Annotated in this window: 30 protein-coding genes; 13 read left to right on the top strand and 17 right to left on the bottom strand. The window is 61.6% G+C overall.

The genetic code is table 11. The annotated features are described in order from the left end of the window. Nucleotides 1–9: 9 nt before the first annotated feature. From NKJ58_RS12400 to NKJ58_RS12385, 4 genes are all read right to left on the bottom strand, one after another. Nucleotides 10–1167, bottom strand: a complete 1158-nt coding sequence (locus NKJ58_RS12400; RefSeq protein ID WP_023684325.1) for an amino acid ABC transporter permease — start codon at nucleotides 1165–1167, stop codon at nucleotides 10–12. A 4-nt stretch (nucleotides 1168–1171) separates the two neighbouring features. Continuing rightward, nucleotides 1172–2359: an amino acid ABC transporter permease gene (locus NKJ58_RS12395; protein ID WP_023684326.1), complete on the bottom strand. Its 1188-nt coding sequence runs from the start codon at nucleotides 2357–2359 to the stop codon at nucleotides 1172–1174. A gap of 62 nt (nucleotides 2360–2421) precedes the next feature. Further along, complete coding sequence (locus tag NKJ58_RS12390) at nucleotides 2422–3450, bottom strand: amino acid ABC transporter substrate-binding protein (RefSeq protein WP_023684327.1); 1029 nt, start codon at nucleotides 3448–3450, stop codon at nucleotides 2422–2424. Nucleotides 3451–3539: 89 nt separating this feature from the next. Further along, complete coding sequence (locus tag NKJ58_RS12385) at nucleotides 3540–3731, bottom strand: hypothetical protein (protein WP_023753133.1); 192 nt, start codon at nucleotides 3729–3731, stop codon at nucleotides 3540–3542. 178 nt (nucleotides 3732–3909) lie between these two features. Between NKJ58_RS12385 and NKJ58_RS12380 the strand changes: the two genes are divergently transcribed. The 5 genes from NKJ58_RS12380 to NKJ58_RS12360 all read left to right on the top strand — a co-directional run bounded on the left by NKJ58_RS12380 (nucleotide 3910) and on the right by NKJ58_RS12360 (nucleotide 8126). Then, complete coding sequence (locus tag NKJ58_RS12380; RefSeq protein WP_023753134.1) at nucleotides 3910–5079, top strand: cystathionine beta-lyase; 1170 nt, start codon at nucleotides 3910–3912, stop codon at nucleotides 5077–5079. A gap of 225 nt (nucleotides 5080–5304) precedes the next feature. After that, nucleotides 5305–6393 carry an HPP family protein gene (locus tag NKJ58_RS12375; protein WP_023715181.1) on the top strand — a complete coding sequence of 363 codons (1089 nt, stop codon included), beginning with the start codon at nucleotides 5305–5307 and terminating at the stop codon, nucleotides 6391–6393. A 103-nt stretch (nucleotides 6394–6496) separates the two neighbouring features. Continuing rightward, entirely contained in the window at nucleotides 6497–7165 is a 669-nt protein-coding gene (locus NKJ58_RS12370) for an RNA polymerase sigma factor (protein WP_023715180.1), read from the top strand. Nucleotides 7166–7279: 114 nt separating this feature from the next. Next, the gene (locus NKJ58_RS12365; RefSeq protein ID WP_023697729.1) at nucleotides 7280–7804 is read left to right on the top strand and encodes a DUF4142 domain-containing protein; all 525 of its coding nucleotides are present in this window, start codon (nucleotides 7280–7282) and stop codon (nucleotides 7802–7804) included. Nucleotides 7805–7814: 10 nt separating this feature from the next. Continuing rightward, nucleotides 7815–8126, top strand: a complete 312-nt coding sequence (locus NKJ58_RS12360) for a cupredoxin domain-containing protein (RefSeq protein ID WP_023671475.1) — start codon at nucleotides 7815–7817, stop codon at nucleotides 8124–8126. Here the strand turns inward: NKJ58_RS12360 and NKJ58_RS12355 are convergent. Then, nucleotides 8102–8986, bottom strand: coding sequence for a crotonase/enoyl-CoA hydratase family protein (locus NKJ58_RS12355; protein ID WP_023684334.1), 885 nt, complete (start codon nucleotides 8984–8986; stop codon nucleotides 8102–8104). The genes NKJ58_RS12360 and NKJ58_RS12355 overlap by 25 nt on opposite strands. 81 nt (nucleotides 8987–9067) lie before the next feature. Between NKJ58_RS12355 and NKJ58_RS12350 the strand changes: the two genes are divergently transcribed. Further along, complete coding sequence (locus tag NKJ58_RS12350) at nucleotides 9068–9658, top strand: TetR/AcrR family transcriptional regulator (RefSeq protein ID WP_023684335.1); 591 nt, start codon at nucleotides 9068–9070, stop codon at nucleotides 9656–9658. A 92-nt stretch (nucleotides 9659–9750) separates the two neighbouring features. Here NKJ58_RS12350 and NKJ58_RS12345 read toward each other — a convergent pair whose 3' ends face one another. Together NKJ58_RS12345 and NKJ58_RS12340 are read right to left on the bottom strand one after the other, a co-directional pair. Next, nucleotides 9751–10977 carry an anion transporter gene (locus tag NKJ58_RS12345; RefSeq protein WP_023715177.1) on the bottom strand — a complete coding sequence of 409 codons (1227 nt, stop codon included), beginning with the start codon at nucleotides 10975–10977 and terminating at the stop codon, nucleotides 9751–9753. 766 nt (nucleotides 10978–11743) lie between these two features. Then, complete coding sequence (locus tag NKJ58_RS12340) at nucleotides 11744–11980, bottom strand: hypothetical protein (RefSeq protein WP_023684337.1); 237 nt, start codon at nucleotides 11978–11980, stop codon at nucleotides 11744–11746. A 274-nt stretch (nucleotides 11981–12254) separates the two neighbouring features. Between NKJ58_RS12340 and NKJ58_RS12335 the strand changes: the two genes are divergently transcribed. From NKJ58_RS12335 to NKJ58_RS12310, 6 genes are all read left to right on the top strand, one after another. After that, nucleotides 12255–12581: a hypothetical protein gene (locus NKJ58_RS12335; protein WP_023715176.1), complete on the top strand. Its 327-nt coding sequence runs from the start codon at nucleotides 12255–12257 to the stop codon at nucleotides 12579–12581. 595 nt (nucleotides 12582–13176) lie between these two features. After that, the gene (locus tag NKJ58_RS12330; RefSeq protein WP_023684339.1) at nucleotides 13177–13344 is read left to right on the top strand and encodes a Thivi_2564 family membrane protein; all 168 of its coding nucleotides are present in this window, start codon (nucleotides 13177–13179) and stop codon (nucleotides 13342–13344) included. A 13-nt stretch (nucleotides 13345–13357) separates the two neighbouring features. Further along, complete coding sequence (locus NKJ58_RS12325) at nucleotides 13358–13651, top strand: hypothetical protein (protein WP_023684340.1); 294 nt, start codon at nucleotides 13358–13360, stop codon at nucleotides 13649–13651. Nucleotide 13652: 1 nt separating this feature from the next. After that, nucleotides 13653–13787 carry a hypothetical protein gene (locus NKJ58_RS12320; RefSeq protein ID WP_023684341.1) on the top strand — a complete coding sequence of 45 codons (135 nt, stop codon included), beginning with the start codon at nucleotides 13653–13655 and terminating at the stop codon, nucleotides 13785–13787. A 25-nt stretch (nucleotides 13788–13812) separates the two neighbouring features. Continuing rightward, complete coding sequence (locus tag NKJ58_RS12315) at nucleotides 13813–14283, top strand: GFA family protein (protein ID WP_023715175.1); 471 nt, start codon at nucleotides 13813–13815, stop codon at nucleotides 14281–14283. Nucleotides 14284–14855: 572 nt separating this feature from the next. After that, nucleotides 14856–15050, top strand: coding sequence for a hypothetical protein (locus NKJ58_RS12310; RefSeq protein WP_023684343.1), 195 nt, complete (start codon nucleotides 14856–14858; stop codon nucleotides 15048–15050). A 70-nt stretch (nucleotides 15051–15120) separates the two neighbouring features. Here NKJ58_RS12310 and waaF read toward each other — a convergent pair whose 3' ends face one another. Further along, nucleotides 15121–16143: a lipopolysaccharide heptosyltransferase II gene (waaF, locus tag NKJ58_RS12305; protein WP_023684344.1), complete on the bottom strand. Its 1023-nt coding sequence runs from the start codon at nucleotides 16141–16143 to the stop codon at nucleotides 15121–15123. Continuing rightward, entirely contained in the window at nucleotides 16140–17081 is a 942-nt protein-coding gene (locus tag NKJ58_RS12300) for a glycosyltransferase (RefSeq protein WP_023808296.1), read from the bottom strand. The genes waaF and NKJ58_RS12300 overlap by 4 nt, the downstream gene beginning before the upstream one ends. 483 nt (nucleotides 17082–17564) lie before the next feature. Here NKJ58_RS12300 and NKJ58_RS12295 point away from each other — a divergent pair, with 483 nt between their 5' ends. Continuing rightward, nucleotides 17565–18410 carry a glycosyltransferase family 25 protein gene (locus tag NKJ58_RS12295; RefSeq protein ID WP_050586903.1) on the top strand — a complete coding sequence of 282 codons (846 nt, stop codon included), beginning with the start codon at nucleotides 17565–17567 and terminating at the stop codon, nucleotides 18408–18410. 19 nt (nucleotides 18411–18429) lie between these two features. Here the strand turns inward: NKJ58_RS12295 and msrA are convergent, their stop codons facing one another. The 8 genes from msrA to NKJ58_RS12255 all read right to left on the bottom strand — a co-directional run bounded on the left by msrA (nucleotide 18430) and on the right by NKJ58_RS12255 (nucleotide 23354). Next, the gene (gene msrA / locus NKJ58_RS12290; RefSeq protein WP_023671461.1) at nucleotides 18430–18948 is read right to left on the bottom strand and encodes a peptide-methionine (S)-S-oxide reductase MsrA; all 519 of its coding nucleotides are present in this window, start codon (nucleotides 18946–18948) and stop codon (nucleotides 18430–18432) included. Nucleotides 18949–19016: 68 nt separating this feature from the next. Continuing rightward, nucleotides 19017–19340: a hypothetical protein gene (locus NKJ58_RS12285; RefSeq protein ID WP_023753139.1), complete on the bottom strand. Its 324-nt coding sequence runs from the start codon at nucleotides 19338–19340 to the stop codon at nucleotides 19017–19019. A gap of 3 nt (nucleotides 19341–19343) precedes the next feature. Then, on the bottom strand, nucleotides 19344–19535 hold the full coding sequence (locus NKJ58_RS12280; protein ID WP_023671459.1) for a hypothetical protein: 192 nt from the start codon (nucleotides 19533–19535) through the stop codon (nucleotides 19344–19346). Continuing rightward, nucleotides 19520–19759, bottom strand: a complete 240-nt coding sequence (locus NKJ58_RS12275) for a hypothetical protein (protein ID WP_023684348.1) — start codon at nucleotides 19757–19759, stop codon at nucleotides 19520–19522. Before NKJ58_RS12275 ends, NKJ58_RS12280 begins: the two co-directional genes overlap by 16 nt. 96 nt (nucleotides 19760–19855) lie before the next feature. Then, entirely contained in the window at nucleotides 19856–20059 is a 204-nt protein-coding gene (locus NKJ58_RS12270) for a Pam3-gp28 family putative phage holin (RefSeq protein WP_023684349.1), read from the bottom strand. Further along, entirely contained in the window at nucleotides 20056–20952 is an 897-nt protein-coding gene (locus NKJ58_RS12265) for a glycosyl hydrolase 108 family protein (protein WP_023684350.1), read from the bottom strand. Before NKJ58_RS12265 ends, NKJ58_RS12270 begins: the two co-directional genes overlap by 4 nt. Nucleotides 20953–21000: 48 nt before the next feature. Beyond that, nucleotides 21001–21402, bottom strand: a complete 402-nt coding sequence (locus NKJ58_RS12260) for a hypothetical protein (protein WP_156939281.1) — start codon at nucleotides 21400–21402, stop codon at nucleotides 21001–21003. Further along, the gene (locus tag NKJ58_RS12255) at nucleotides 21393–23354 is read right to left on the bottom strand and encodes a pyocin knob domain-containing protein (RefSeq protein WP_156931622.1); all 1962 of its coding nucleotides are present in this window, start codon (nucleotides 23352–23354) and stop codon (nucleotides 21393–21395) included. The genes NKJ58_RS12260 and NKJ58_RS12255 overlap by 10 nt, the downstream gene beginning before the upstream one ends. Between the last annotated feature and the right edge of the window lie 71 nt (nucleotides 23355–23425).

The raw sequence follows: 23425 nt of genomic DNA, 5'->3' as shown, positions 1-23425 counted from the left end.
TTTTTGTTTTTAACGTTTGTGGCCGGTGTCGAGCCGGCGTTCCGTATACATCGAATAGCGCGACATGCCGAAGCAGAACAGCCAGAAGACGAAGGCAGCGAAAATCAGGCCGGACTTGGTGGTCTGCGGCGTCGCCCAGTTGGGATCGGAGAAGTTCTGCTTGACGACACCGAGTAGGTCGAACATCGAGATGATGATAACCAGGCTTGTGTCTTTCAACATGCCGATGAAGGTGTTGACGATGCCGGGTATGACTAGCTTCAGCGCTTGCGGCAGCACGATCAGGTTCATCTTCTGCCAGTAACCGAGACCAAGCGAATCCGCCCCCTCATACTGGCCCTTGGGGATCGCCTGCAGGCCGCCGCGCACCACCTCCGCCATGTAGGCGGCGGCAAACAACGAGAAGCCGATCAGCGCCCTGAGGAACTTGTCGAAGGAAACGCCGGGGGGCAGGAACAGCGGCAGCATGACGCTGGCAAAGAACAGAACGGTGATCAGCGGGATGCCGCGAACGAATTCGATGAAGATGACGCACAGCATCTTGACTATCGGCATCTTCGAGCGCCGACCAAGCGCCAGCACTATGCCGAACGGCAGCGACACTGCAATGCCGACAAAGGCCAGGCTGAGCGTCACCAGCAGGCCGCCCCATAGCTGCGTCTCGACATGCGGCAGGCCGAACATGCCGCCGACCAGCAGCACGAAAGCGACGATCGGCAGCACCAGGAAAAGCAGGATCGCGTTCAGCCCCTTGCGCGGCACGCGCGGGATCAGCAGCGGCACCAGCAGCGCCACGAACAGTATGGCGACCAGGATCGGCCGCCAGCGCTCCTCAATAGGATAGCGGCCGAGCATGAATTGGCCGAACTTGGCGTTGACGAACGCCCAGCAAGCGCCGGACCAGCCATCCGGCTGAACCCCGCCTTGCGCCGCCGTGGCGCATACCGAGCGATCGGACCCTACCCACTGGGCGCTGATGAAGGCCCAGTTGATGATTGGCGGCAGGATCATCACCACCAGTGCGATGCCCAGTACGGTCAGGATGGTGTCGCCCACCGAACCGATCAGGTTCTTGCGGACCCAGGCGATAGGCCCCCGCACGCCGGCCGGCGCCTGTTGCGCCAGTGCCATTTCGGTCCGCACCCAAGCGGTATCATGTTCCTGCATGGCCTTACCTCTCCACCAGCGCCATCCTGGCGTTGACCACATTCATGACCGCCGACGTCACCAGGCTGATGACGAGATAGACGACCATCATGATCAGCACGTTTTCGACCGCCTGCCCCGTCTGGTTGAGCACTGTGCCGGCGGTCGCCGTCAGGTCCGGGTAAGCAATAGCGATGGCCAGCGACGAGTTCTTGGTCAGGTTCAAATACTGGCTGGTCAGCGGCGGGATGACGATGCGCATGGCTTGCGGCACGACGACTAGCCGCAGGATCGATCCCGGCCGCAGCCCCAGAGCGCCAGCCGCTTCCGACTGGCCCTTCGAGACGCCGAGAATGCCGGCACGCACGATCTCGGCGATGAAGGAGGCTGTGTAGCAGGACAGCGCCAGATAGAGCGACAGGAATTCCGGCCCGATGTGGAAACCGCCGGCCAGGTTGAAGGTCGATTGCTTCGGAAAATCGAAGGTCAGGGGAAAGCCGCTCAGCGCATAGGCCAGAATCGGCAGGCCGACGATCAGCGCCAGGGACGTCCAGAATACGGGAAACTGCTGACCGGTCGCCATCTGCCGCTGGCGCGCCGTGCGGGCGACGAACCATGCCATGGCGATGCCGACAAGCAAGGCGACAAAGATCAGCCAGGAGCCATCACCCCAGATTGCACGAGGAAGATAGAAGCCGCGCTGGTTGAGAAACGAGCCGAATGGCAGGTTGATGCTTTCACGCACCACGGGCAAGACCGCCAGCACGCCCGAATACCAGAAGAAGATCACCAGCAGCGGCGGGATGTTGCGGAAAATCTCGACATAGACCGTGCAGATCTTGCGGATCAGCCAGTTGTGCGACAAACGGCCGATGCCGACGATGAAGCCGATGATGGTTGCGGTGATGATGCCGGCAACGGCGACGATGAGGGTGTTGATCAGCCCGACGACAATGGCTTTGCCATAGGTATCGTCCGAGTTGTAGGGGATGGCGCTGACTGAGATATCGAAGCCGGCACGGCTTTTCAGGTAGCCGAACCCGGAAGAAATGTGCAGGCGCTGCAGATTGTCGATGACGTTGTGGACAATCCACCAGACGCTCGCCACCAGCAAGACGACAACCACCGCCTGGAAGACAACTCCACGGACTTTTGGATCGTTGATGAAGGAACCGCGGCTCGGCTCCTCGCGTAGGACTTCCTGCGACGCCATTGCCCATCCCCTGCAAAGAGAAACCGGAAGGCAGACAATCTGCCTTCCGGATCGCATTTCGATCAGCGGATCGGTGGCGCGTATTGCAGGCCGCCCTTGGTCCACAGCGCATTGATGCCGCGCGCGATCTTCAGCGGGCTGCCGGTGCCGACATTGCGCTCGAACATCTCACCGTAATTGCCGACTGCCTTGACGATGTTGACGACCCAGTCATTGCTAACGCCGAGATCGGTGCCGATCTTGGTTTCGGGTTCCTGGCCGAGCACGCGCTTGATCTCCGGGTTGTCCGAGGTCTTCATCTCGTCGACATTGGCCTGGGTGATGCCCAGTTCCTCTGCCTGCAGCAGCGCGAAATAGGTCCACTTGACAATGTGGTACCACTGGTCGTCCCCCTGGCGCACGGCCGGGCCGAGCGGTTCCTTGGAGATGATCTCGGGCAACACGACATGGTCTGCCGGCGCGCTGAGCGTCAGGCGGATGCCGTAGAGACCCGACTGGTCGGTGGTGTAGACATCGCAACGGCCCGCGTCGTAGGCGGCGTTGACCTCTTCAAGCTTTTCGAAGACGACCGGGTTGTACTCCATCTTGTTCGCCTTGAAGTAGTCGGCGAGGTTGAGCTCGGTCGTGGTGCCGCTCTGCACGCAGACTGCCGCACCCGAAAGCTGCAGCGCCGAATTGACGCCCGGCAGCTTCTTGGCGTTGATCATGAAGCCCTGGCCGTCATAATAGGTGACGCCGACGAAGTTCAGGCCAAGTGCCGTATCGCGATTGATGGTCCAGGTGGTGTTGCGCGACAGGATGTCGACTTCGCCCGACTGCAGTGCGGTGAAGCGCTCCTTGGCGCTGAGCGGCGTGAACTTGACCTTGGTGCCGTCGCCGAAGACGGCGGCCGCGACCGCGCGGCAGAAATCCACATCGATGCCTTTCCATTCACCCTTGTCGTCAGGCGCAGCGAAGCCGGCAAGACCTGTGTTGGTACCGCACTGGATGAAGCCTTTCGCCTTGACGTCGTCGAGCGTGCTCGCCGACGCGGCCGAAGCCATCCATCCAAGCGCAGCGGCGCCGAGAATGCCAATTGCAATGTGTTTCATAACCCACAGACCCTTTTCTGTTTTCAGGTAAACCCTGATCCTCAGGCAAATCCTGATCTTTTCCCGCGTGAACCCGGCTCCCATCCGGCTCATTCCCGGAACCCCGCGTCGTAACCGACGCCCGGCCCCTCCCATTCACGAACTGCATCGAAGGCGATTATCTCTGTGAGGTCAAGGGAAATGACCGTTTCACGACAGCTTTGAAAACCAATTGCCGCAAATGCCTGAATTGCAGACAACATCATCAGGAAAGCAGCAAGCCCCGCAAATAAAACCGGCAAAGTCCGTCGACGCTAATCCACATCCACTCATGAAATCCGCGGCTCTGGATCGCCACGCATTCCAGACTATTCATGGGGGAATTGGCCTATGCAAAGGGCACCGTCTGGCGGGCGCCCGCTGTTGCACGGCCAATGCCGCCGCTCTATGGCTAGCGCTTTCACCACAAGGCGAAGAGCAATGGCGACTGACGGCAACGAAATGGGTATCAACACGCGGCTTGCCCATTCGGGCAACAATCCGCACGACTATTTCGGCTTCGTCAATCCGCCGATCGTGCATGCCTCGACCGTGCTCTATCCCAACGCGTCGGTGATGGCGGCGCGCAGCCAGAAATACACCTATGGCACACGCGGCACGCCGACCACCGATGCGTTGGCGCATGCGATCGACGCGCTGGAAGGCTCCGCCGGTACCATAATCGTGCCGTCGGGCCTGGCGGCGGTGACCGTCCCGTTGCTGGCGTTTCTCTCGGCAGGCGATCACATCCTGATTGTCGATTCCGTCTACCATCCGACCCGCAATTTCGCCGACACGATGCTGAAGCGGCTGGGTGTCGACGTCGAGTATTACGATCCGCATGCCGGCGCCGGCATCGCCAGCTTGATCAAGCCGAACACCAAAGTCGTGTTTACGGAATCACCGGCCTCCAACACCTTCGAGGTGCAGGACGTTCCGGCGATCGCCAAGGCGGCGCATGAAACGGGCGCCATCGTCATGATGGACAACACCTGGGCAACGCCGCTCTATTTCCGTCCGCTCGACCACGGCGTGGATATCTCGATCCATGCGGCGACGAAATATCCGGCCGGCCATTCGGATGTGCTGCTGGGCACAGTGTCTGCCAATGCCAACTGCTGGAAGCAGCTTTGCGAGACGTTCTACACGATGGGCTGCTGCGCCGGCCCCGACGACGTCTACCAAGTCCTGCGCGGCCTGCGCACGATGGGCGTTCGGCTGGATCACCATCAAAAGAGCGCGCTTGCCATTGCCGTCTGGCTTGAAGGCCAGCCCGGCGTGGCCCGCGTGCTGCACCCGGCGCTCCCCAGCCACCCCGACCACGCGGTGTGGAAGCGTGATTTTTCCGGCTCGAGCGGCATCTTTTCCATCGTGCTCAAAGGCGGCGGCCAGAGACAGCAGCACGCTTTCCTCGATGCGTTGAAAATCTTCGGTCTCGGCTATTCCTGGGGCGGCTATGAGAGCCTTGCCGTGCCGGTCTTCCTTGGCGACCGTACCGTTGCCAAGGGCCCCTATGACGGCCCGCTGATCCGGCTGCAGATCGGGCTCGAGGATGTCGAGGACCTCAAGGCCGATATCCTGCGCGGGCTGGAAGCGGCCGCTGCGGCATGACACCAGCAAACTTGCGAAGCTGATTCCGCTGGTCCGCCCAACCCGTTGAAAGAATTGGCGAGCGACTTTCGCAGGCGATCGACGTCGCAAAGCCGCTCATCGGTCAACCAAGCGCAATGTTATTTCCCCAATGCGCGCTTTTTCGGATCGGTTTGACTTTCAAAATCGTCGGTCCAACGCCATTGCAGGCGCTGCGCGCACAATTCCAGCCGGACTGAGCTTGCCATGGCCTTTCGTCTCTTTGTCCCCATTCTCGCCGGCGCGACGCTGCGCGAGCGCCTCATCGCCTGCATCGGGGCGATGATCGGCATTGCGCTGACCGGCGCGATCGGCGCGCTGGTGCTTGGCAATGGCCCGCATGTGCCGCTGCTGGTGGCGCCGATGGGGGCGTCGGCGGTGCTGCTGTTTGCGGTGCCTGCAAGCCCGCTGGCGCAGCCATGGTCGATCATCGGCGGCAATACAATATCGGCGCTGGTCGGCGTGATCGTGGCCCATTTCGTCCATCAGCCCGTTCTCGCCACGGGCATTGCCGTGGCGATGGCGATCGCCGCCATGTCGTTCTCGCGCTGCCTGCATCCGCCGGGCGGAGCCGCCGCACTGACCGCCGTGCTCGGCGGGCCGGCCGTGATCGGTGCGGGCTTCCTGTTTCCGTTCGTGCCGGTGGCGCTGAACTCCATGATGCTGGTCGCGCTCGGCTATGCTTTCCACAGGCTGTCGCGACGCAGCTACCCGCATGTGCCGGCCCCTGCCCCGAAAAGCACGCACGGAACCATCGATCCGCCGGCTCAGGAGCGCATCGGCTTCCGGGCCGAGGACATCGATGCCGCGCTGGCTGCGCTCGACGAGACCTTCGACATCGACCGCAACGATCTCGAACAGCTGCTGCGACAGGTCGAACTGCAAGCGACGATGCGCGCACACCGAACCATGTTGTGCGAGGACATCATGTCCCGCGACGTGATTTCGGTCGATGAACACGCGTCCGCCGATCGGGCGCGTCATCTGCTGCTCGACCACAATATCCGCACGCTGCCGGTTGTCGACAAGGACGCCAGGCTGGTCGGCACCGTTGGATTAAGGGAATTGGCGCGAGCCGACGAAGCCGTCGGAAGCGTTACCTCGACAGCGTCGACCGCCGCCGCCGGTACGCCCGCCATGGCCCTGCTACCGGTGCTCACCGACGGCCGCACCCATGCAGTCATCATCTTGGACGGGGACAGCCGCATCCTTGGCCTGATCACGCAGACCGACCTGCTTGCGGCCACGGCGCGAGCGCAGGCTGCTGACAAGCCGCTGGCGGAAGCAGTATTCTAGGCGCCGTCGGAGCCGGGCGAAAATGGCCGGGAACCTTTTGCCGGCGATGTCATCCAATGTCTTGATCGAGGTTTCGGACGGGGATTGGATCGAGGAACTGACCATGCCTGCTATGTCTGTACCAATGCCCACAGCTGCTTCAAGCGAGATGCTTCTCGTGCGCCGCGCGCTGGCACGCGAAGGCAACGCCTTCCGCATCATCATGAAGACCCATAATCAGCGGCTCTATCGCATCGCTCGCGGGGTGGTGCGCAACGATGCTGAAGCCGAGGACATCGTCCAGGAGGCCTATGTCAGAGCCTTTGCCCATCTCGATGCCTTTCGCGGGGAGTCCTCATTGGCCACCTGGCTGTCGCGCATCGTCATCAACGAGGCGCTCGGCCGTCTGCGCAAAAGGCGGCGGACGGTGGCGAAAAACCCGCAAGCCGAAATCATCCAGTTCCCCCTCAATCCCAGCGACGATCCGGAGCGGACGATGGCGCAGCGGCAGATCCTCGAGTTGGTCGAACGGGCGACCGACAGCCTGCCCGATGTCTACCGGACGGTGTTCGTGGCGCGGGTGATCGAGGGGCTCAGCATCGAGGAGACCGCCGAGCTACTTGGCGTGCGACCGGAAACCGTCAAGACAAGGCTACACCGCGCCCGCGCCCTGATGCGCAAGGCACTCGACGACCAGATCGGGCCGGTGCTGCTCGACGCATTCCCATTCGCCGGCCGGCGCTGCGACAGGCTGACCAGCGCCGTCATGCAGCGGCTCGGCCTGGAGAGCTGATCATCGGCTGATTGGCCGATTTCCCCGGGAACGTTTGCCGCCGCTGCGCATCCAATGACCGTCAACTGAAAAACATGGCCCGGAGCGATCCCGCGCCCGGGCGAAGGAGATGCCATGCTTACCCGACACACCGCCGCCCTCGCTGCCTTGCTGCTGCTTGGCGCTGCCCCGCTCGCACAAGCCGCCGACAAGCCGACGGACCCGCAGATCGCCCACATCGCCTACACGGCAGGCGTCATCGATGTGGAAGCCGCCAAGCAGGCGATCAAGAAATCGAAGACCAAGGAGGTCGTGGATTTCGCCAACGACATGGTGCGCGACCACGAAGCGGTCAACGCGCAGGCACTGGAACTGGTAAAGAAGCTGAAGGTGACGCCGGAAGACAACGCAACCAGCCAGGCGCTGACCAAGGCTGCGGCCGAGGAGCGGGCGAAGCTCGCCAAACTCGACGGCGCAGCCTTTGACAAAGCCTATGTCGACAACGAGATCGCCTACCACAAACAGGTCGACGGCGCGCTTGAAACCCTTTTGATCCCATCGGCCAGCAATGCCGAGTTGAAGAGCCTGCTGCAGACCGGCCTGAAGATTTTCCAGGGCCATGAACAGCACGCCGAGCATGTTGCAGGTATGCTGAAGTAAGGACCAGGCCATGTCGAAACGGCTGCTATGGATTGCACTGGCGCTGGTCTTCGGGACCTCACCCGTGCAGGCCGAAACCATCCAGGTCACCATCGACAAGCTTGTCTTTTCGCCGGCCACCGTCGAGGCGAAGGTCGGCGACACGATCAAGTGGGTGAACAAGGACGTGTTCGCACATACGGCTACCGTCAAGGGTGGCTGGGAAGTGATGATCCCGCCGAAGGCAACAGCGAGCCTGACCCTGCGGAAGGCGGAAGCGGTCGAATATTTCTGCCGCTTCCACCCCAACATGAAAGGTCATGTGGCCGTGACGGCGCCTTGATCCCGGTCCGCAAGCCCGTCCTGCTGCGTTGAGGCTCGCCTGGCTTCATCCGGCCGGGTGATGTGCGTCCACGAGCCGTGACAGCCCGGCTGGCGGCGTGCGATCCAGGCATCCAGCCCTTCGCGCAGATCAGCGGTCGGAGCCATGCGGGCGAACTGCTCGGCCTCGACAGCCAAGCCATCCGCGATGCTCTGGTTCAGGCCGCGCGCCACTGCTGTGAGGATCGAGGCAATTGCTGCAGGAGAATGCCTGGTCATGCGCCGGGCGAGATCAATTGCGGCGGGCATCAGCTCCTCATGCGGCACCACCTGATTGACGAGGCCGAGTTCGAGGGCGCGCGGCGGCGGGAACCAATCGCCGGTCAACAGCAGCTCGAGCGCCCGCTTGCGCCCTGCCAGCCTCGGAAGCCGCTGCGTGCCGCCGAAAGCAGGCGGCATTGCAAGGTTGATCTCAGGCTTGGCGAACAAGGCGCGGTCGCTGGCGATAGCGAGCGGCACGGCTTCGGTGATCTCGCAGCCGCCGCCGAAGGCGATGCCGTTGACGGCGGCGATGACGGGCTTGCGGAACGCCTCCAGCCTTGCGGTCAGGCGCTGTCCGCGCATGACGAAGTCGCGCAGGGCAACGTCGACGCCGATGTCCACGCTGCCTGAGAATTCATGGATGTCGCCGCCGGCGGAGAAGGCGCGCTCTCCTGCTCCAGTGAGGATGACGGCGCGGATGGCATCGTCGGTCTCGGCGGCATCGAGGAGCGCAAGCAGGCGATCAATCAGCGCATAGTTCAAGGCGTTGAGCTTCTCCGGCCGATTAAGTGTGAGGATGGCGATCCCGTTGCGGGCCCCGGTGAGCACAAGCTCGGTCATGTCTTTTCCTTCCCTGTGTTTGTCGACGGAGAGGATCAGGCTTTCGGTTGTATGTATATTCACTAGTCGGTATACTTGCGTATGAGCGAAGCACCAACCCCTACCCGCAAACGCATTGTCGATGCCGCAACGAAGCTGTTCTATGCCGAGGGGATCGGCCGCGTCAGCGTCGATGCAGTGGCGGAAAAAGCCGGGCTGACCAAGCGCACGCTCTACTATCATTTCAAGAGCAAGGACGATTTGATCGCGGCCTATCTCGACGGTCGCGACCAGCCGAACCTCAAGCAGATGGCCGGCTGGTTCGAGACGGCCGAAGGCGATGTCGAGCGCAAGGTCGAGGCGATTTTCACCAATCTGGCGCGCGTGGCGAAGCACCCGAAATGGAGAGGCTGCGGCTTTCTGCGCACGGCAGCCGAACTCGCTTCCATGCCCGGACACCCGGCCGTTAAAGCGGGGGCGCGGCATAAGCAGAATTTCGAGACCTGGCTGGCTGGCGAACTCACAGGCCACGGCGTCGACGAGCCGCAGACCCTGGCGCGCGAAATCGTGCTTTTAATGGACGGCGCGTTCTCGATCATGCTGATCCACCGCAACCCCGACTATGTCGAGGCCGCCGGACATGCCGCTGCAACGCTGGTTCGAGCAAGGTCAGGATCGGCGACTATCCGCTAGAGCGTTCACCGTTTAATGGAGACGGCGAAACACGCTATCTCTTTGACGCAATTCCGGACGGAGAACCACTTCACACTTTTCGTGGAGTTGCTCTAGAATCCAGCCGCCAGCCATGCCGTGCCGACGGCAAGGGTCAGCAGCGTCAGTGGCAGGCCGACCTTGAAGAAGGCTGAGAAGGACAGCTGCGTGCCGGCCGCCCGCGCCTGTTCGGCGACGATCAGGTTGGCGACCGAGCCAAGCAAGGTGAAGTTGCCGGCCAGCGTCGAGCTCATCGCCACCACCAGCCAGGCACGCCCGGGGTTCTCAAGGCCGGGTATGAATGGCCGCAGCGCCAGCACGGCCGGAACATTGCTCATGATGTTGGAGAGCACCGCGGTGAAGCCCGATAGACGCCAGACGTCGTCCAGCCCGAGGTTCTTGGCCGAGGCGATGATGTCGGGCGTCAGCAGCGTCTTTTCGGCGCCGGCGACAACGATGAACAGGCCGGCGAACATGAACAGCAGCGGACCGTCGATCTCGCGGTAGATGCGCGCCGGCTTGATGGCGCGGGTGAGCAACAGGATGGCGCCGCCGATGAGCGCTGCCTTGGCAACCGGAACGCCGGCGAAGAAGGCGATGGCCAGGCCGATGCAGACAACCACCGCCTTCAGCACCTGTCCCGGCAGCATGCGGCCGCGATAGACTTCCGGGTTGAGATCGGCGGTGCGGGCGAATTCGGCGCGGTAGACGATGCGCACGATGACGATGACCGCGACGAAGCCGAAGAGGGCAACCGGCGCCAGGGCGGCCGAAAAGGCTGGGTAGGAAATTCCCGACAGCGCGCCGATGACCATGTTCTGCGGGTTGCCGGTGATGGTAGCGACGCTGCCGCAGTTGGACGCGGTGGCGGTGGCGATCAGATAGGGAATGGGATTGCGATTGATAACACGGGTGACGTGGACGACGATCGGCGCCATGACCAGGCAGATGGCGTCGTTGACCAGGAACGCCGACAACACGCCGGTCAACAGCGTCACCATCACCAGCAGCACGAAAGGCGCGTGCGCATGCTCGATAGCGTAGGCGCCAAGCGCCCGGAAGGCGCCGGACACCTTCAGATGCGCCACCACGATCATCATCCCGAGCAGCAGCGTAATGGTGTCGAAATTGATGGCGCGATAGGCATCTTCCATACTGAGTGCGCCGATGGCGATCATCGCCGCACCCCCCAGCAAGGCGATCCCTGCCCGGTCGAGACGGAGGCCTGGAATACGCCCGATTGCGACGCCGGCATAAGTCAGGACAAGGATCAAAAGTGCCGCTGCGCCCATCAATGTCATTGGCAGACATCCTTGTCCAAACGAACCGACGCAGGAACGGACTGTTCCCGCTCAGGCATTTGCCGGGCAGCTTTAACGCCGCTCCAGCAAAGCGAAAGCCTATAACGATCCGAATGCGAAAATCGGTGGGCAAAATCGCGGGTCGACCGATGCCGGGAGCAACCGGAGCTTGATCTTGAGACGGCCGAAATTGGGAATGAGACACGCGCGGCGGACTGCCGGTGGCCTGAGATTGCCATCCGCGAAACTTCCCCCTCGGGAGGCTCGCGGCTTATGTAATTAAATTCTAATTTAGGCTTTCCGGGTATGGATAGCTTAGCCATATTTCGGCCTTGGGGTTTCAGATGGTCCAGGTTCTTGAGAGGGAATGCCGTGTCTCGGAAAACGAGGCTCTGCTGGCCCGCCCGATGGAATGTCCACAATGCCACGGAACCCGCAAGGTGTTTGTCTGTGCCCGGTGGGCGAGCTCGAACGGCCATTGCTGCCCCGGAGGAACACACCGGCTCAGTTGCCCCGGTCACAGCGTCGCGTGCATGGAGTGCGAAGAGAACCTTGAGCGTGTCTGAAGCGATCGCGACTATTTCCTGTTGGGAAAACGCAAAAAGCCCGCTCCGGCGAACCGGAGCGGGCTTTGCAACCATACGCCAAGAGTACCCTGCTGAGACCAGTACCCTGCCGAGAGCCGACCCGCTTTGCGTTTCCGCCACCGCAATAAATTGGTAGCGGCACTTCCAGAAAAAGCGATTGTTGGCTAACCGCCGTCGAATTACTCGCCCGACTGGCCGTCGCCAGTCACACTGCTGCCCAGAATTCCAAAGTCCTGAGACTTAGTTCCTTGTCCCGCAGTCAGGAATCCATCCGCATCCAGGCCGCGCCGCAGCAGTTCCCGCACTGCCGCGGACCGGCTTGGCATGCGCTTTTCGAAGCGCCAGTTTTCCAAGGCAGCCAATTCCTCGGCTGTCAGCATGATCTGCAGTCGCTCGGGTCGTTCCAGGTCGGCCATTCGCGCCTCCAACCGTCAAGACCAAAAAATATGGTGAGTTAGTATGTGCCTCAATTGCAGTATAGCTAGGGGTCCCCGTGCAGCGCGTCAAGAGAGGCTGATGGGTGACTCACATACAAGACCAACGATGAGGGAGATACGCCGATAGCACAACCAGTGTAGTCTTCTAACTATTTGATTTAGTTGAGAATATTTTATATTCTTCTTGCCATCTGAAGGTCGTTAGCGCATCTTGATCACGACGGGACAACCGGCTCCTGAAAGGAAGGTTTCCATGCGCTACGGATATTCGGCTCGGCTACGGGAGGATCTCAATTCACGGGTCCTGGGCGCGCTGCGCTCGCGCGGAATGGTCAATATTGCGGTGGTTGCCGAGGACATACGATTGCGTAACCTGGACGAGAACGTCGCCCTTGAAGACGTCGAGCGGCTTGTGATGCAGACGGCCCAACTCTACGGCGCGGTGATGGAGTTGGACGGACTGACCTCCGTCGAGGCGGGGAGATTGACTTCGCTTGCCGACGATAAGCACGAACTGCCTGGCATCGGCAATTCCGACACCACAGGCGGCCAACCCGCTCCCCTGCTGGGATTGTCCTAAGGCGCGACCCGCTCTTTCAATCGACAAAAATCCGCGAGAGAGATTTGGACCGAGCGCAGCGGCGCCTTGAGCGTCCAGACAACGCCTTGTTCCCCAAATTCCAGGGATTCCAATCCCCGCATGTTTGGATGACGTATTCCCCTACCCCAAATTCCCCACCTGCTCGATTTGCCCGTTCCGCGGTAGCTGAGATGCACGTGCGAGGTTTCGGTTCCCGTCGTCCCCTTGGGACGGCAATTGTTCTCCTGCGAAAAAGCGATCACCCGCCGGGCGGCGCCGGATCTCAGGGCTCGCGCAAATGTCGACAACGAAGCGCAACTCAGGCCGTTTTTGTCGGAACCCCGTCAACCCGAGGCGGTTCTCCCGTTAGCTCGCCTGACGCCAGCAACAAGTCGCCTGGAAACGGTGTCGCCGACGGTAAACGACAACCGTGCGGCAAACAGGCCCTGATCGGCGTTCAGCTTCAAAGGCCGCGGAACGCTGTTTCGCAGCCTTTACGTTGCGCCGGCGGCTTCGCATCGACAGGAACCAATCTATGGCCAGAGCGTTTGCCGCTGCGTACTCTTCTCAGACGTAGCCAGACGGAGTGAGGGACATGGCTTCATCGGTACTTATCGGCATTCTGATCACTTTCCTGGTGATCATCCTGGTGCTCTATCTCGTCCAGCGTCTGCCGCTCGATGGCCGCACGAGGCAGATCGCGCAGATCGTTGTCATCATTATCGGCATTATTTCGCTGTTGAAATACCTGGCAATATTTTAGGATATGGATCGCCATGACATCACAAGCAATCGCAGGGATCATCTTAACGGCGTTGTTTGTCGCGACAAGCACGGCCTACGCCCGACCCAACACGCGTTCGATGACCTGCGAGGAAACGCAGCGCCTGATCCAGAGCCATCACTCGGCGGTGTTGACGACCGGCCGGAATACTTACGATCGCTATGTCCGCCAATACGGCAACGAGTGCGACTGGCCGGAGGTGCCGGTCGCTGCCTCCGTTCCGACACGTGATGGCCAGTGCCGTGTCTATTGGTGCCGGGAACCGGTATTCGATTTCCCGAACTGACATGTCCAGCAGCCTTGCGGCGGTCGTCGCCATGGCGCTGCCGGGTCCAGACAATGCATTGCGCGAGGCGACATGGAACCGTTGCGCCGCGCGTGAATTGATTGTGCGCATGGCGCTGCAAGATGTAGCGGTGTGATGCCCAACCAGATGGAGGAGCGGTCATGCCCAATGATACAAGGCGGAGCGGCAGCTGCCTGTGCGGCGGCATCCAGTTTTCGGTGACGGGAGATCCCTTTCGGATTGGCCTTTGCCATTGCAAGGACTGCCGCAAGGCTAGCGGGTCGGCTTTTTCGGCGTTTGCAGTGTGGCCGCTCGAGGCGTTCGAAACGACGGGTATCGTCAATAGCTACGGCGACAGAAGTTTTTGTCCCACCTGCGGCGGCCGGGTCCCTTTGGTTCGTGAGAATGAGGTGGAAGTGACGATTGGCAGCCTCGATGAGGTGCCCACCGAAGGGCTGGAGCCCAGCTATGAACTCTGGGTCAATCGCCGTGAGCACTGGTTGCAACCCTTGCCTGCCGCCCGGCAATTCGAGCACGACCGGGTCGATGACGAGCCGACAAACCGGACAGCCGAACCGATTTCTGACGGTGTCGAGACGCCGTCTAGCTTGCCGCAACGCAAGTCGGCCTAGCGCGAGCGGCGCAGAAAGCCGGCAGGCAGGAAATTCATTCTCGAAACCGCCCGATGCCGACAGGACCGGGTCCGACAACATTTCACCCGGTAGAAGCCAAACGCAAAAAGCCCGCCTTGGCGTCAAGCCAAGGCGGGCGGTAGATCATCCGGCCTGCGCTGCCGTGGAACGATGGGTTGGCCAAAGCCCTGCGCTGAGACCCGGTGCCGTTTGTAACCGGCGATTGACTACGGAGCGGCCCCGGTCAGCTGGAATTCGTCTTGTGGTTGCAACGATGCTACGTTTTGTTTCGAAACGAGAGCCTAAGGCCACGCAATATCGTTACGTCAACTATGCTGTCCAAGTATCTCGTGGTGTGAACTGAAGGAATCTTCCTGTCTTGTACAAAAGAACGCTTTGTTTATTTTCTTTCCGTCACATAGTGTAGCGAATCTTGAAGCCGGATGGGGCGGCTTTCATGCAGCCAGCGCCTTCGCAGGATCGCGGTCCGCACGTGCAATATCCACTTCACGGCAATCTTCATGCAAGCATAGCCAGCGCAAAGTTCATACGCAGACGTTGGGGGAGCACCGATGGACCAGCCGAGCAAAATGGAGAACCTGCAGTTCGCGCAAGGGATACTGCGGGAGCTTAGGCAAAAAGCCGAAGCCGACGGCGAGAAGCTTCTGACTTATCTCATCGACATGGCCTACCTTGAAGCCAGCGACCGCATCCGTGCACATTGGGTCGGCAATCACGAGCCCGAAAGCCGCAGGGCCATGGGGTAACCGAAACGCGGCGACGGTTGCCCCCACGGGGCGTTTTTAACCAGACGCCTGGGGCCGGCGAGACCATTGGTCAGTTGGCGATACCGGCTGAGATGTCAGCCAGAGCCTCCCTCACCCGAGTTTCGCTGATGCCCCGCGTGTCCTTGACCCAGCTGGGCGTCGAAAGCGGTGGTTCGATAAAGCGAACATGGTTGTTTACGGGCCCATGCACATAGGGGCGATTCAGCCCGTAGATAAGCGCGCATGGGACGTTCAGGGCAGCGGCGGCGTGGGAAATCCCGCCATCAACCCCGAGGAACATGGTCGACGCAGCGATCTGGCACATCGCGTCAGCAATCGACGGGGTCGAGGTGAAGTCGATTGCCTCAGGAATGGCGGCGCGGATTTTTGCGGCACCGGCGTGCTCGCGCGGTCCGCCTACAATCCAGATTGCCCAGCCGCGATCATGATGGTCTCTGGCGATCGAAATGAAGCGCTCGACGGGCCATGAGCGGAAATTCTCAATGTCGGCAGTATAGAGCGCCAGGGCCGGTCGGCCGGCATCGATCTTCTTGTGCTGGCGCCAATCGTCCAACTCGGCCGGATCGACCACAAGCCGGGGCGCCGGCCACTCTGCGCCCGCAGCCGGCTTTTCGCCAAGCGAGGCAATCGAGCAGACCTCCTCGAAGAGCCGCGTCTTGCGGGGTCCGAAGGCCCATAGATGCGCCAACCAGCCGGCGGGGAAGCGATTGAGGAGGCCGAATTGCAACTCCTGCGGATAGCCGATGCGCTCCTCTATTCCGGCCATGAACGCCATCAGCGCCGCCTTGGTGCTGCTGGTCATCAGATAGGCCGTACGGTAATTTTCCTTGCGCAACTCGCCAACCAGGCGGCTGCGCTCGCCAAAACCGGGGCGCTGATGACGCTTGGCAAGCGCCCAGCCCTTCCTGACATGCGGCATCAGGCGCGCCAGCGGCGCTGCGACAGGCGAGGTGACGACATCTATGGGGCGATCAGGAAATCGCGCAGCGATGATCTGGATGGCAGAATGGCAACGGACGAAGTCGCCGACCGCGGGGAAGCCGACGAAGAGGATTGGATCGCCGGTCGTCAAGGAAGCGCTTCGCCGTCAAGGATGCGGGCATAGAGATCCAGATAGCCGCGCGCCGCTTTTTGGATGGGAAATCTCGTCGCGGCCGATTCGCGGCATTGCTGAGGCGTAAGGTCGGCGACGGCCTCGAAAGCGGCCGCAAATTCTTCATCGGTCTCAAAGAAGCGCCCGCTGTCGGCATCGACCGTCTCGGGCAATGCGCCTCGCGTCGTCGTCAGCACCGGAGTGCCGCACAACATGGCTTCGACCGGTGCGTTGCCGAACGGCTCCTCCCAGGCGATGGGGTTGAGGAAGGCTCGCGCTTCGCCGAGAAGGCGAAGCTTCGGCTCGCCGTCAACGATTCCGTGGAAACGGTATCGCCTGCCAAGGCTCTTGAAAAACAACCCTTCGCGGCGGGTCTGACTTCGGCCCAGCAGTTTCCAACGCGAGCCACCGGCGATATCGAGACCGAAATCGAATTTTTTGGCGAGATCGACGGCGCGGTTGAGGCCTTTGCTTGATCGTGCAATGCCGGCGAGAAATAGCAGGCGGTCGCCCTTTGCAGCCGACAAACGATAGGCGTCCACCGGAAAGCCATTGTAGACGAATGTCTCGCGCCCATGCTGGCGGGCATGATTGGCGCTGATAAAGCTCCAGTTCGCAACTGGCATGGGCTGGTCCGGCATAAAGCCGCGCTGCGTATTCAGCGTTGGAAATGGCACCTCGACGGGCCAACTATGGGTGTGGACGATTTGCGTGTCGCGCGGAATGGCTGCCCGGCATTCGGCATCGGTCGAAGCGTGCCGGACTTCGAAGAGCGGGTGGCTGGAGCCAGGGCCAGCGATCACCACGACTTCGTGTCCGAGACGAACCATCTCCGTGGCCAGCCATTCGACCTGACGCTGAATCCCACCGTAACCTCGGCAGGGTATTACGCCCTTCAAAACGAGCGTCACCCGCATTGACCTTGCCTCACAATGCTCTCAAAGACGGCCCAGTTGCGTCACGGGCTGGGCATTGTCAAGGTCGCGCCAGAAACGCAAAAAGCCGCGGCGGCCTCGATCGGGTTACGGAATCGTTAATCAGCGCTTGCTACTATACCGGATGACCAAGAATCTCGGCAATGCACCCAGGACCATCTCCAGGCAACAGCCAAAGACCTCCGCTCTTGGTGGGCTGACGCCCGCCCTGTTTCCCCTTGTGGTCGTCGCGCTCGGATACATGATCGGTCGGCAATTCTTCGGCTTCTAGGGCGACTCGTCTAGGCGCGCACGGTAAAGGCTCGCGCCACGCGGGGGACGCCGTCAATGTCCACCCAACCTCCAAAACCAACCGGCGGCACCGTACGCCGCTACCCACTGCCCCGCACGTAAGCAAATTTTGTGCAATCACGGGAACGTGATATTCACTGATCACCGGACAAGGGGGCGCTGATGAGGTGTCTGGTGATCAATCTTGATCGTTCTCGCGATCGGCTGGCGCATGTCGCGTCCGAGTTCGGCCGGATCGGAGTACCATTTGAGCGTGTCTCCGCCATCGATTGCCCCGATTGCTGCTCTGTCGCCAAAAGCCCGCTAAGCGCTGCTGAGGTTTGCTGTTTCCTGAGCCACCGCTCGTGTTGGGAGATCGTTGCGAACGGCGCGGATCAATATGGCGCGGTTTTCGAGGACGACGTCGTTTTCGGCGCGGGCGCCGGCTCGCTGCTTGCTTCCGATCGATGGGTGCCGCGCGATGCCGATGTGATCAAGCTGGAAACGCATTTTGCCAAAGTGAGGGTCGGACGCAAGGAAGTCGCTCTCGATGATGGGTTTTCGCTTGCCAGACTTTATGGCCTGCACGCGGGCGCCGCAGGCTATGTCATCTCCAGATCGGCAGCGCAAAGATTGCTGCGCAGGACCATGCATCTGAGAGGAGAGGTCGACTTCGTTCTTTTTCACCCAGGATTCATGACCTGCTCGGTCAACCGAATCTATCAGATCATGCCGGCGCTTTGCGCACAGCACCATTTTGTTTCGGGACGAGAGCGCCTTCCAAGCCTCGTGCGACGGCCCGGGAGGCGGCCAAAACCGTTTCTCGATCGAATTGTCGGAGAAGCGGTGCGAACCTTCGCCTATCTTCGAAACCAGAGCCTGACCGGAACAAAGAAGATCGAGGCCGTCGCGTTCTCAGGCTCTGAGGTCGACGGCAAACCCGTCCACGGCGCGTTCATCTATGGGCAGCCCGAGCACGGCCACTTCAACAAGGCGGCCGGCATACCGATCGCGCGGAAGAATAGTTCGACCGCCAGATAAGCAGACGATAGCGGCTGCGTTACGAAACAGCCTTTTCGCGGACCGGAAGCTTCCAGCCCGGCCTGACAAAGTGGCAGGTATAGCCGTTGGGGTATTTCTCGAGATAGTCCTGATGCTCTGGCTCCGCCTCCCAGAAATCGCCCACCGGCGCAAGCTCGGTGACGACCTTGCCCGGCCACAGTCCAGAGGCATCGACATCGGCGATGGTGTCTTCGGCGACGCGCTTCTGCTCGTCGCTGGTGTAGAAGATCGCCGAGCGATAGCTCATTCCGACATCGTTGCCCTGGCGGTTCCTGGTGGTCGGATCGTGGATCTGGAAAAAGGATTCGAGCAATGTGCGAAAGCTGATCCTGGCCGGATCGAAAACGATCTCGATGGCTTCGGCATGGCTGCCGTGGTTGCGATACGTGGCGTTGGGCACATCGCCACCGCTATAGCCGACGCGGGTAGAGATCACGCCGGGATAGCGCCGGATCAAATCCTGCATGCCCCAGAAACAGCCGCCGGCAAGGACTGCACGTTCGGTGGACGTCGCCATATCATACCTCCATTGGATTGCTCCTTAGGTAGGCATTGTCGCTGGCTTCTTCCAGCATCTCAAGTGCATCACTCGTTGCCGGCCGAGCCGAACCGCCGCACGATGACCTCGAAGACGATGTCGGAAATCCACATGGCCGAGACGCCGATCAAAAAGGCGGCGGCGAGCGTCGTGGTATCGTCGGCCGGATCGGGGATAGGCATGCCGGTTGCCCTGAACCAGGCGACGGCAGGCAGCGTCAGATACGCAGCCGCCAGCGCCCCGCAGATCGGCGAGGCAATCATCTCGCGCAGCTTGTAGCGATGGCGCGACAGTGCTCGCAGCACGCCGCCGGCTAGCCCGGCGGCGACGACCGGCCCCTTGATGCCGAGTATGTCGAAGAGGTCGTGCATCGGCTAAGGCCTCCATCCGCAGAGCTTTTGTCCCTTGCGGTTGTGCGCCAGGAGCGCTCTCGCCTCGGCGTCCGACAGGACGTCGACGGCTTCGGCCGACAGGCGCAGCGGGCTTGAAATCGCGCAGAAGCCGCCCGAAGCAGTCGTGCACCCGGCAAGCGCCACAAGCAGCGCAAGCATCAGTCCCTTGCCCATGATTTCAGCTCCTTTCGAACAGCGTCCGCCGGCAATGCGCCGACGTCGTTCTGCACCTGCTCAGCGACCGCGCGCGCCGCGGCCTCAGCGGCCGCCAGTTTGCCGCGCTCGGCCCTGGCGCCGGCCAGCCGCTGGTGAGCGCCCCAGCAAAGGGCGGCGATGACCGATGCCAGGAAGCCCAGCAGCGCTTTGTTGCCAAGCAGGACGGCGAGGAGCGCGCTCACAGCAGCCACCCGGCGACAAGCCCGGCGGCAAAGCCGATAGCATAGGGTTTCGCGGCTTCGAGATAGGCGATGAGCAGTTGTTGAAACCCTTCCATGTCAGTGCTCCCAGCCGGATTTGCGGGCCAGCCAGTGCCAGGTCTCGGTGACCCAGGCGATGGCGAGACCGGCGGCGATCTCCAGACCAGCTTGAATGTCGGGGTCGGAAGAAAATGCCGCCGCGTCGTCGGCGCCGAGCAGGCCACGCGCGACCAGAACACCGGCGCCGTAACGCAAGCCGATGCGGATGAAGACGGCGATCATGTCGAACTCCTTGCGAAAATCGATTTCAGGATTTGAAGCAGCGCACGCCAGAACGGCAGGCGTTCGACGGGGCTGACGCGCCCGCCGGTAGACACCGGCGGCATCGCACTGCCGGGCTTCGGCGAGAGCGCTGATGGCTGGGGCGGGGTGCCCGGCAAAGGTGCCGCGGGCTGTAGTGCCGACATCAACAGCGCCTGGGAACGGACCGACCGGATGCGATCGCTCCAACCCTTGCCGAAAACCGGCCAGGTCGGCAGCCGCCGCAGGAATGCCAGGCGGGCATCGCAAAGATCGTCGATGACTGCGCCCAGTGGCCTGGCGCCGACAGCTTTGAGCGTGGCCGGGCCGATCCTGCCGTCCTGTGCGGTGCCAACTGCCGCCTGCAGATATTTAGCCGCCCTGCCCGGCCCACTGTTCACGGCGAAGTCGAAGACGGCATAGTCGACACCGCCGGGAAGCTCGGCGCCCGCAGCGGCATCCCAATAGAAGCGGCGATAGACCGTGGCCACCTGAGCATCCGTGATATGGCGAAGGTCGTCCTTCGTCGCATCCGCCTTCACGTAGCGGCGGAAATTGGCCAGCGTCACGCCCTTCATGGTTGCGCCGCCGGGATCGGCCGGATTGTCGGACCAGCCGCCTTCCGATTTGAGGACGAGCGCAAGCGCCCGCGCGAAGTTGCGGTTCATTTTGTGCCTCTTTTGGGGTTGTGAGCTAGGGGCGAGGATTACCGCCGGATCGAGCCCGAGCCCTCGGACCAAGTTCACAGCATCAGGATCGTCGCTGTAGAGAGAGGGATCGTCCGGAGCGAACCAGCGGGCGAAATAGATCGGGTTGCCGGTGAGCATGCCATAGGCCTGCGGCATCTTGCCGCCGCCGATGATGCGGGCTTGCACTATGGATTTCAGCACAATGTGGCGGACTGCCGGGGCAGCACTCCAAGCCTAGCCATCCCATATTTGACGCGCATCTTCCGGGGCTTCAGGCACTTCGATGCCATTTTCAGGAAGCTCGAGGTCTTCACCATCAAAGCCGCCGAGATAGGCGCCATTGCCGTCAACGAGTATTTTGTCATGGTGTCGCCTCAAAATTGGAAAGGGCTTTTTAGATGTGGCTTCTGTACCGGTATCAGTCCCTGCAAATTGGACTGGTGGCACTTGTCGCTCTTGGCGCCTATGTTGCGGTGCCGGATGGCTGCTATCGACAGGCGGCTTCTTTTTGGCTGTTTTGCCTGTATCGGTAATGTAGACATCATTTCCCGGTATACGGGGTCGCCCTACGAGAAATACTGCGCTCAGCAGGATCTGCTGCAGGCCAGGAGAGAAGCCGCTAATAATTAGGCCCACGCTCGCACGACGAGCCTCCAGCTACTGTTGGTAATTGTGGTGCCTGCGCCGGTGCCTTTGGCGGTGATATCAACAGCGGTGGACGAAAACCGCACATTGATGTTGGTGGCGTCCGGGACCAGCGATAGACCTTTGTTGCCTGTACCGCCGCCCGGATTAGCCAGTACTTCGTCTCCAATGGAATACCCGGCATCTGCCGTAGTGCATTGCAGCACGGCAAAGTAGTTTTTTGGCTTGACGCCGAGTCCATGCGCTAGCGTCAGTGATCCGGCATTCGTGATGGTCTGCTGCGCGCTTTCATAAAACTTCTGAAGCAACGCCGTGGACGACTGGACATAGCGTGCATCCTGTTCGGCCTGCGACCATTGCAGCTTGATCCATCCTCCCCAGGCACCGCCAGCCTGCCTGCGCCGCCATAGCTTTTGGTCTGCCGCCGTAGTGTCGTTGACGAAATCATGCACCGTCTGCGTCCGGTAGCCAGTGCTTCCGTGCGCTTCCACAAACCCCAGGAACCAATTTACGCCGTCTGGCGCATTAGCCGCCGCCGAGGCCATATACCAGCCGTTGTCCAGGGCGTTGTTCCAATCGGTGATCGTCTGCGCGACGACACCGAGGTTGGGTCGGCTATCAAGTTTCAGATCAAACCCAGCCTTGACGAACCCCGTTGTAGCCAATTGCGTGGTATTCGTTCCAGGCGCTGCGGTCGGCCCCGTTGGCGTCCCGGTAAATGTCGGGCTGGCCTTCGGCGCCAGGCTGGACACCGCGATCCCACTATCCTTCCCCACCTTGCCCGTCGTGCCCGCGAAAGTGACAATATTGTCGGTTGCCGAAGACGCAGGCCCCAAAAAATCTCCTACTCCCGTCCCGTCGGCGCCTCTGTCGCCGGCCCGGTCGAACATCAGCCAGATGCCGTTGGCCGCCGTCGGCAAAGTGCCGGCGCCGCTGACATAGGCGAGCGTCAGCTTGCGATAGCCGCTACCATCCACCACCGCGCCACTGACGTTGTAGACATAGGAGATAGCGGTGGAGGCTTTCGAGCGCAGGGTCAACTGGCCCTTGATGGGGTTGGTGCTGTCGTCAAAGGCATCGAGGATGCCACTCACCGTGGAGCCGCCGGCATCGAGATTGTCGATATAGGCCGCGGTCACCAAGGCGGCGCTCGCATTGTTCAGCCGCAAGGTGCCATTGCCAGGATCGGCGTCGGCTATGATCGTGGAAAAGGTGTAGCCGAGAGCTGCCACCGAGGTTGATGCCGCCGCAGCGCTGGCCGTCGCATTGGAAGCGGAGGTCGCGGCATTGGTGGCTGAGGTGGAAGCCGCGGTTGCCGAGCCCGAGGCAGCGCTCGCTGAACCGGCTGCAGCCGTAGCCGAGTTGCCTGCGTTGGTGGCGCTGGTCGCCGCGCCCGATGCCGAGCCGGAAGCCGCCGTTGCCGAATTGCCTGCATTGGTGGCGCTGGTCGCGGCTGTTGTGGCGGAGCCGGCGGCGGCCGTGGCCGAACCTGCGGCGGCGCCGGCCGAGGTGCCGGCATTGGTGGCGCTGGTGGCGGCAGCGTTCTTCGAGGTGAGCGCCGCAGCGGCACTGGCGGCAGCAGCGCTGGCCGCGCCCACCGCATCGCCCAGCGTGTCCTCCGACAGGTAAAAGGCGATCGTGACCGCGTCGGTGCCGATCACCGGGTCGAACGTTTCGAAAACATAGACGAAGTCTGCCGAGACCGCCCCCTGCTGCACATGCACCGTCGTGCCCTTCTGCAAGGTGCGGGCCGTGCGGGCATCGGCGGCGCGGAACCATGCGCCTTCGCTGGCGGAATAAATGCCGTTGTCGCGGGCATCGGCCTGGTTCTTGACCAGCACGCGGTCGCCGACCTCGGCCGGCACGCCGTCGATGGTCTGCAGGCCGTAAAGGGTGATGTTGCTTGTCGTCGCCAGGCGCACGGGTTCACGCTCGCCGGTCAACAGGCGAACGGCGGCAGTTGCAGGTCGGGCCATAAGGCTTGCTCCATGAAAAAAGCCCCGCGAAAGCGAGG

It is taken from the genome of Mesorhizobium sp. M0139, from assembly GCF_040322455.1.
In the GTDB taxonomy this organism is placed as follows: domain Bacteria; phylum Pseudomonadota; class Alphaproteobacteria; order Rhizobiales; family Rhizobiaceae; genus Mesorhizobium.
The sequence above is the reverse complement of the archived record's forward strand: the minus strand, read 5'-3'. Positions and strand labels throughout refer to the sequence as shown.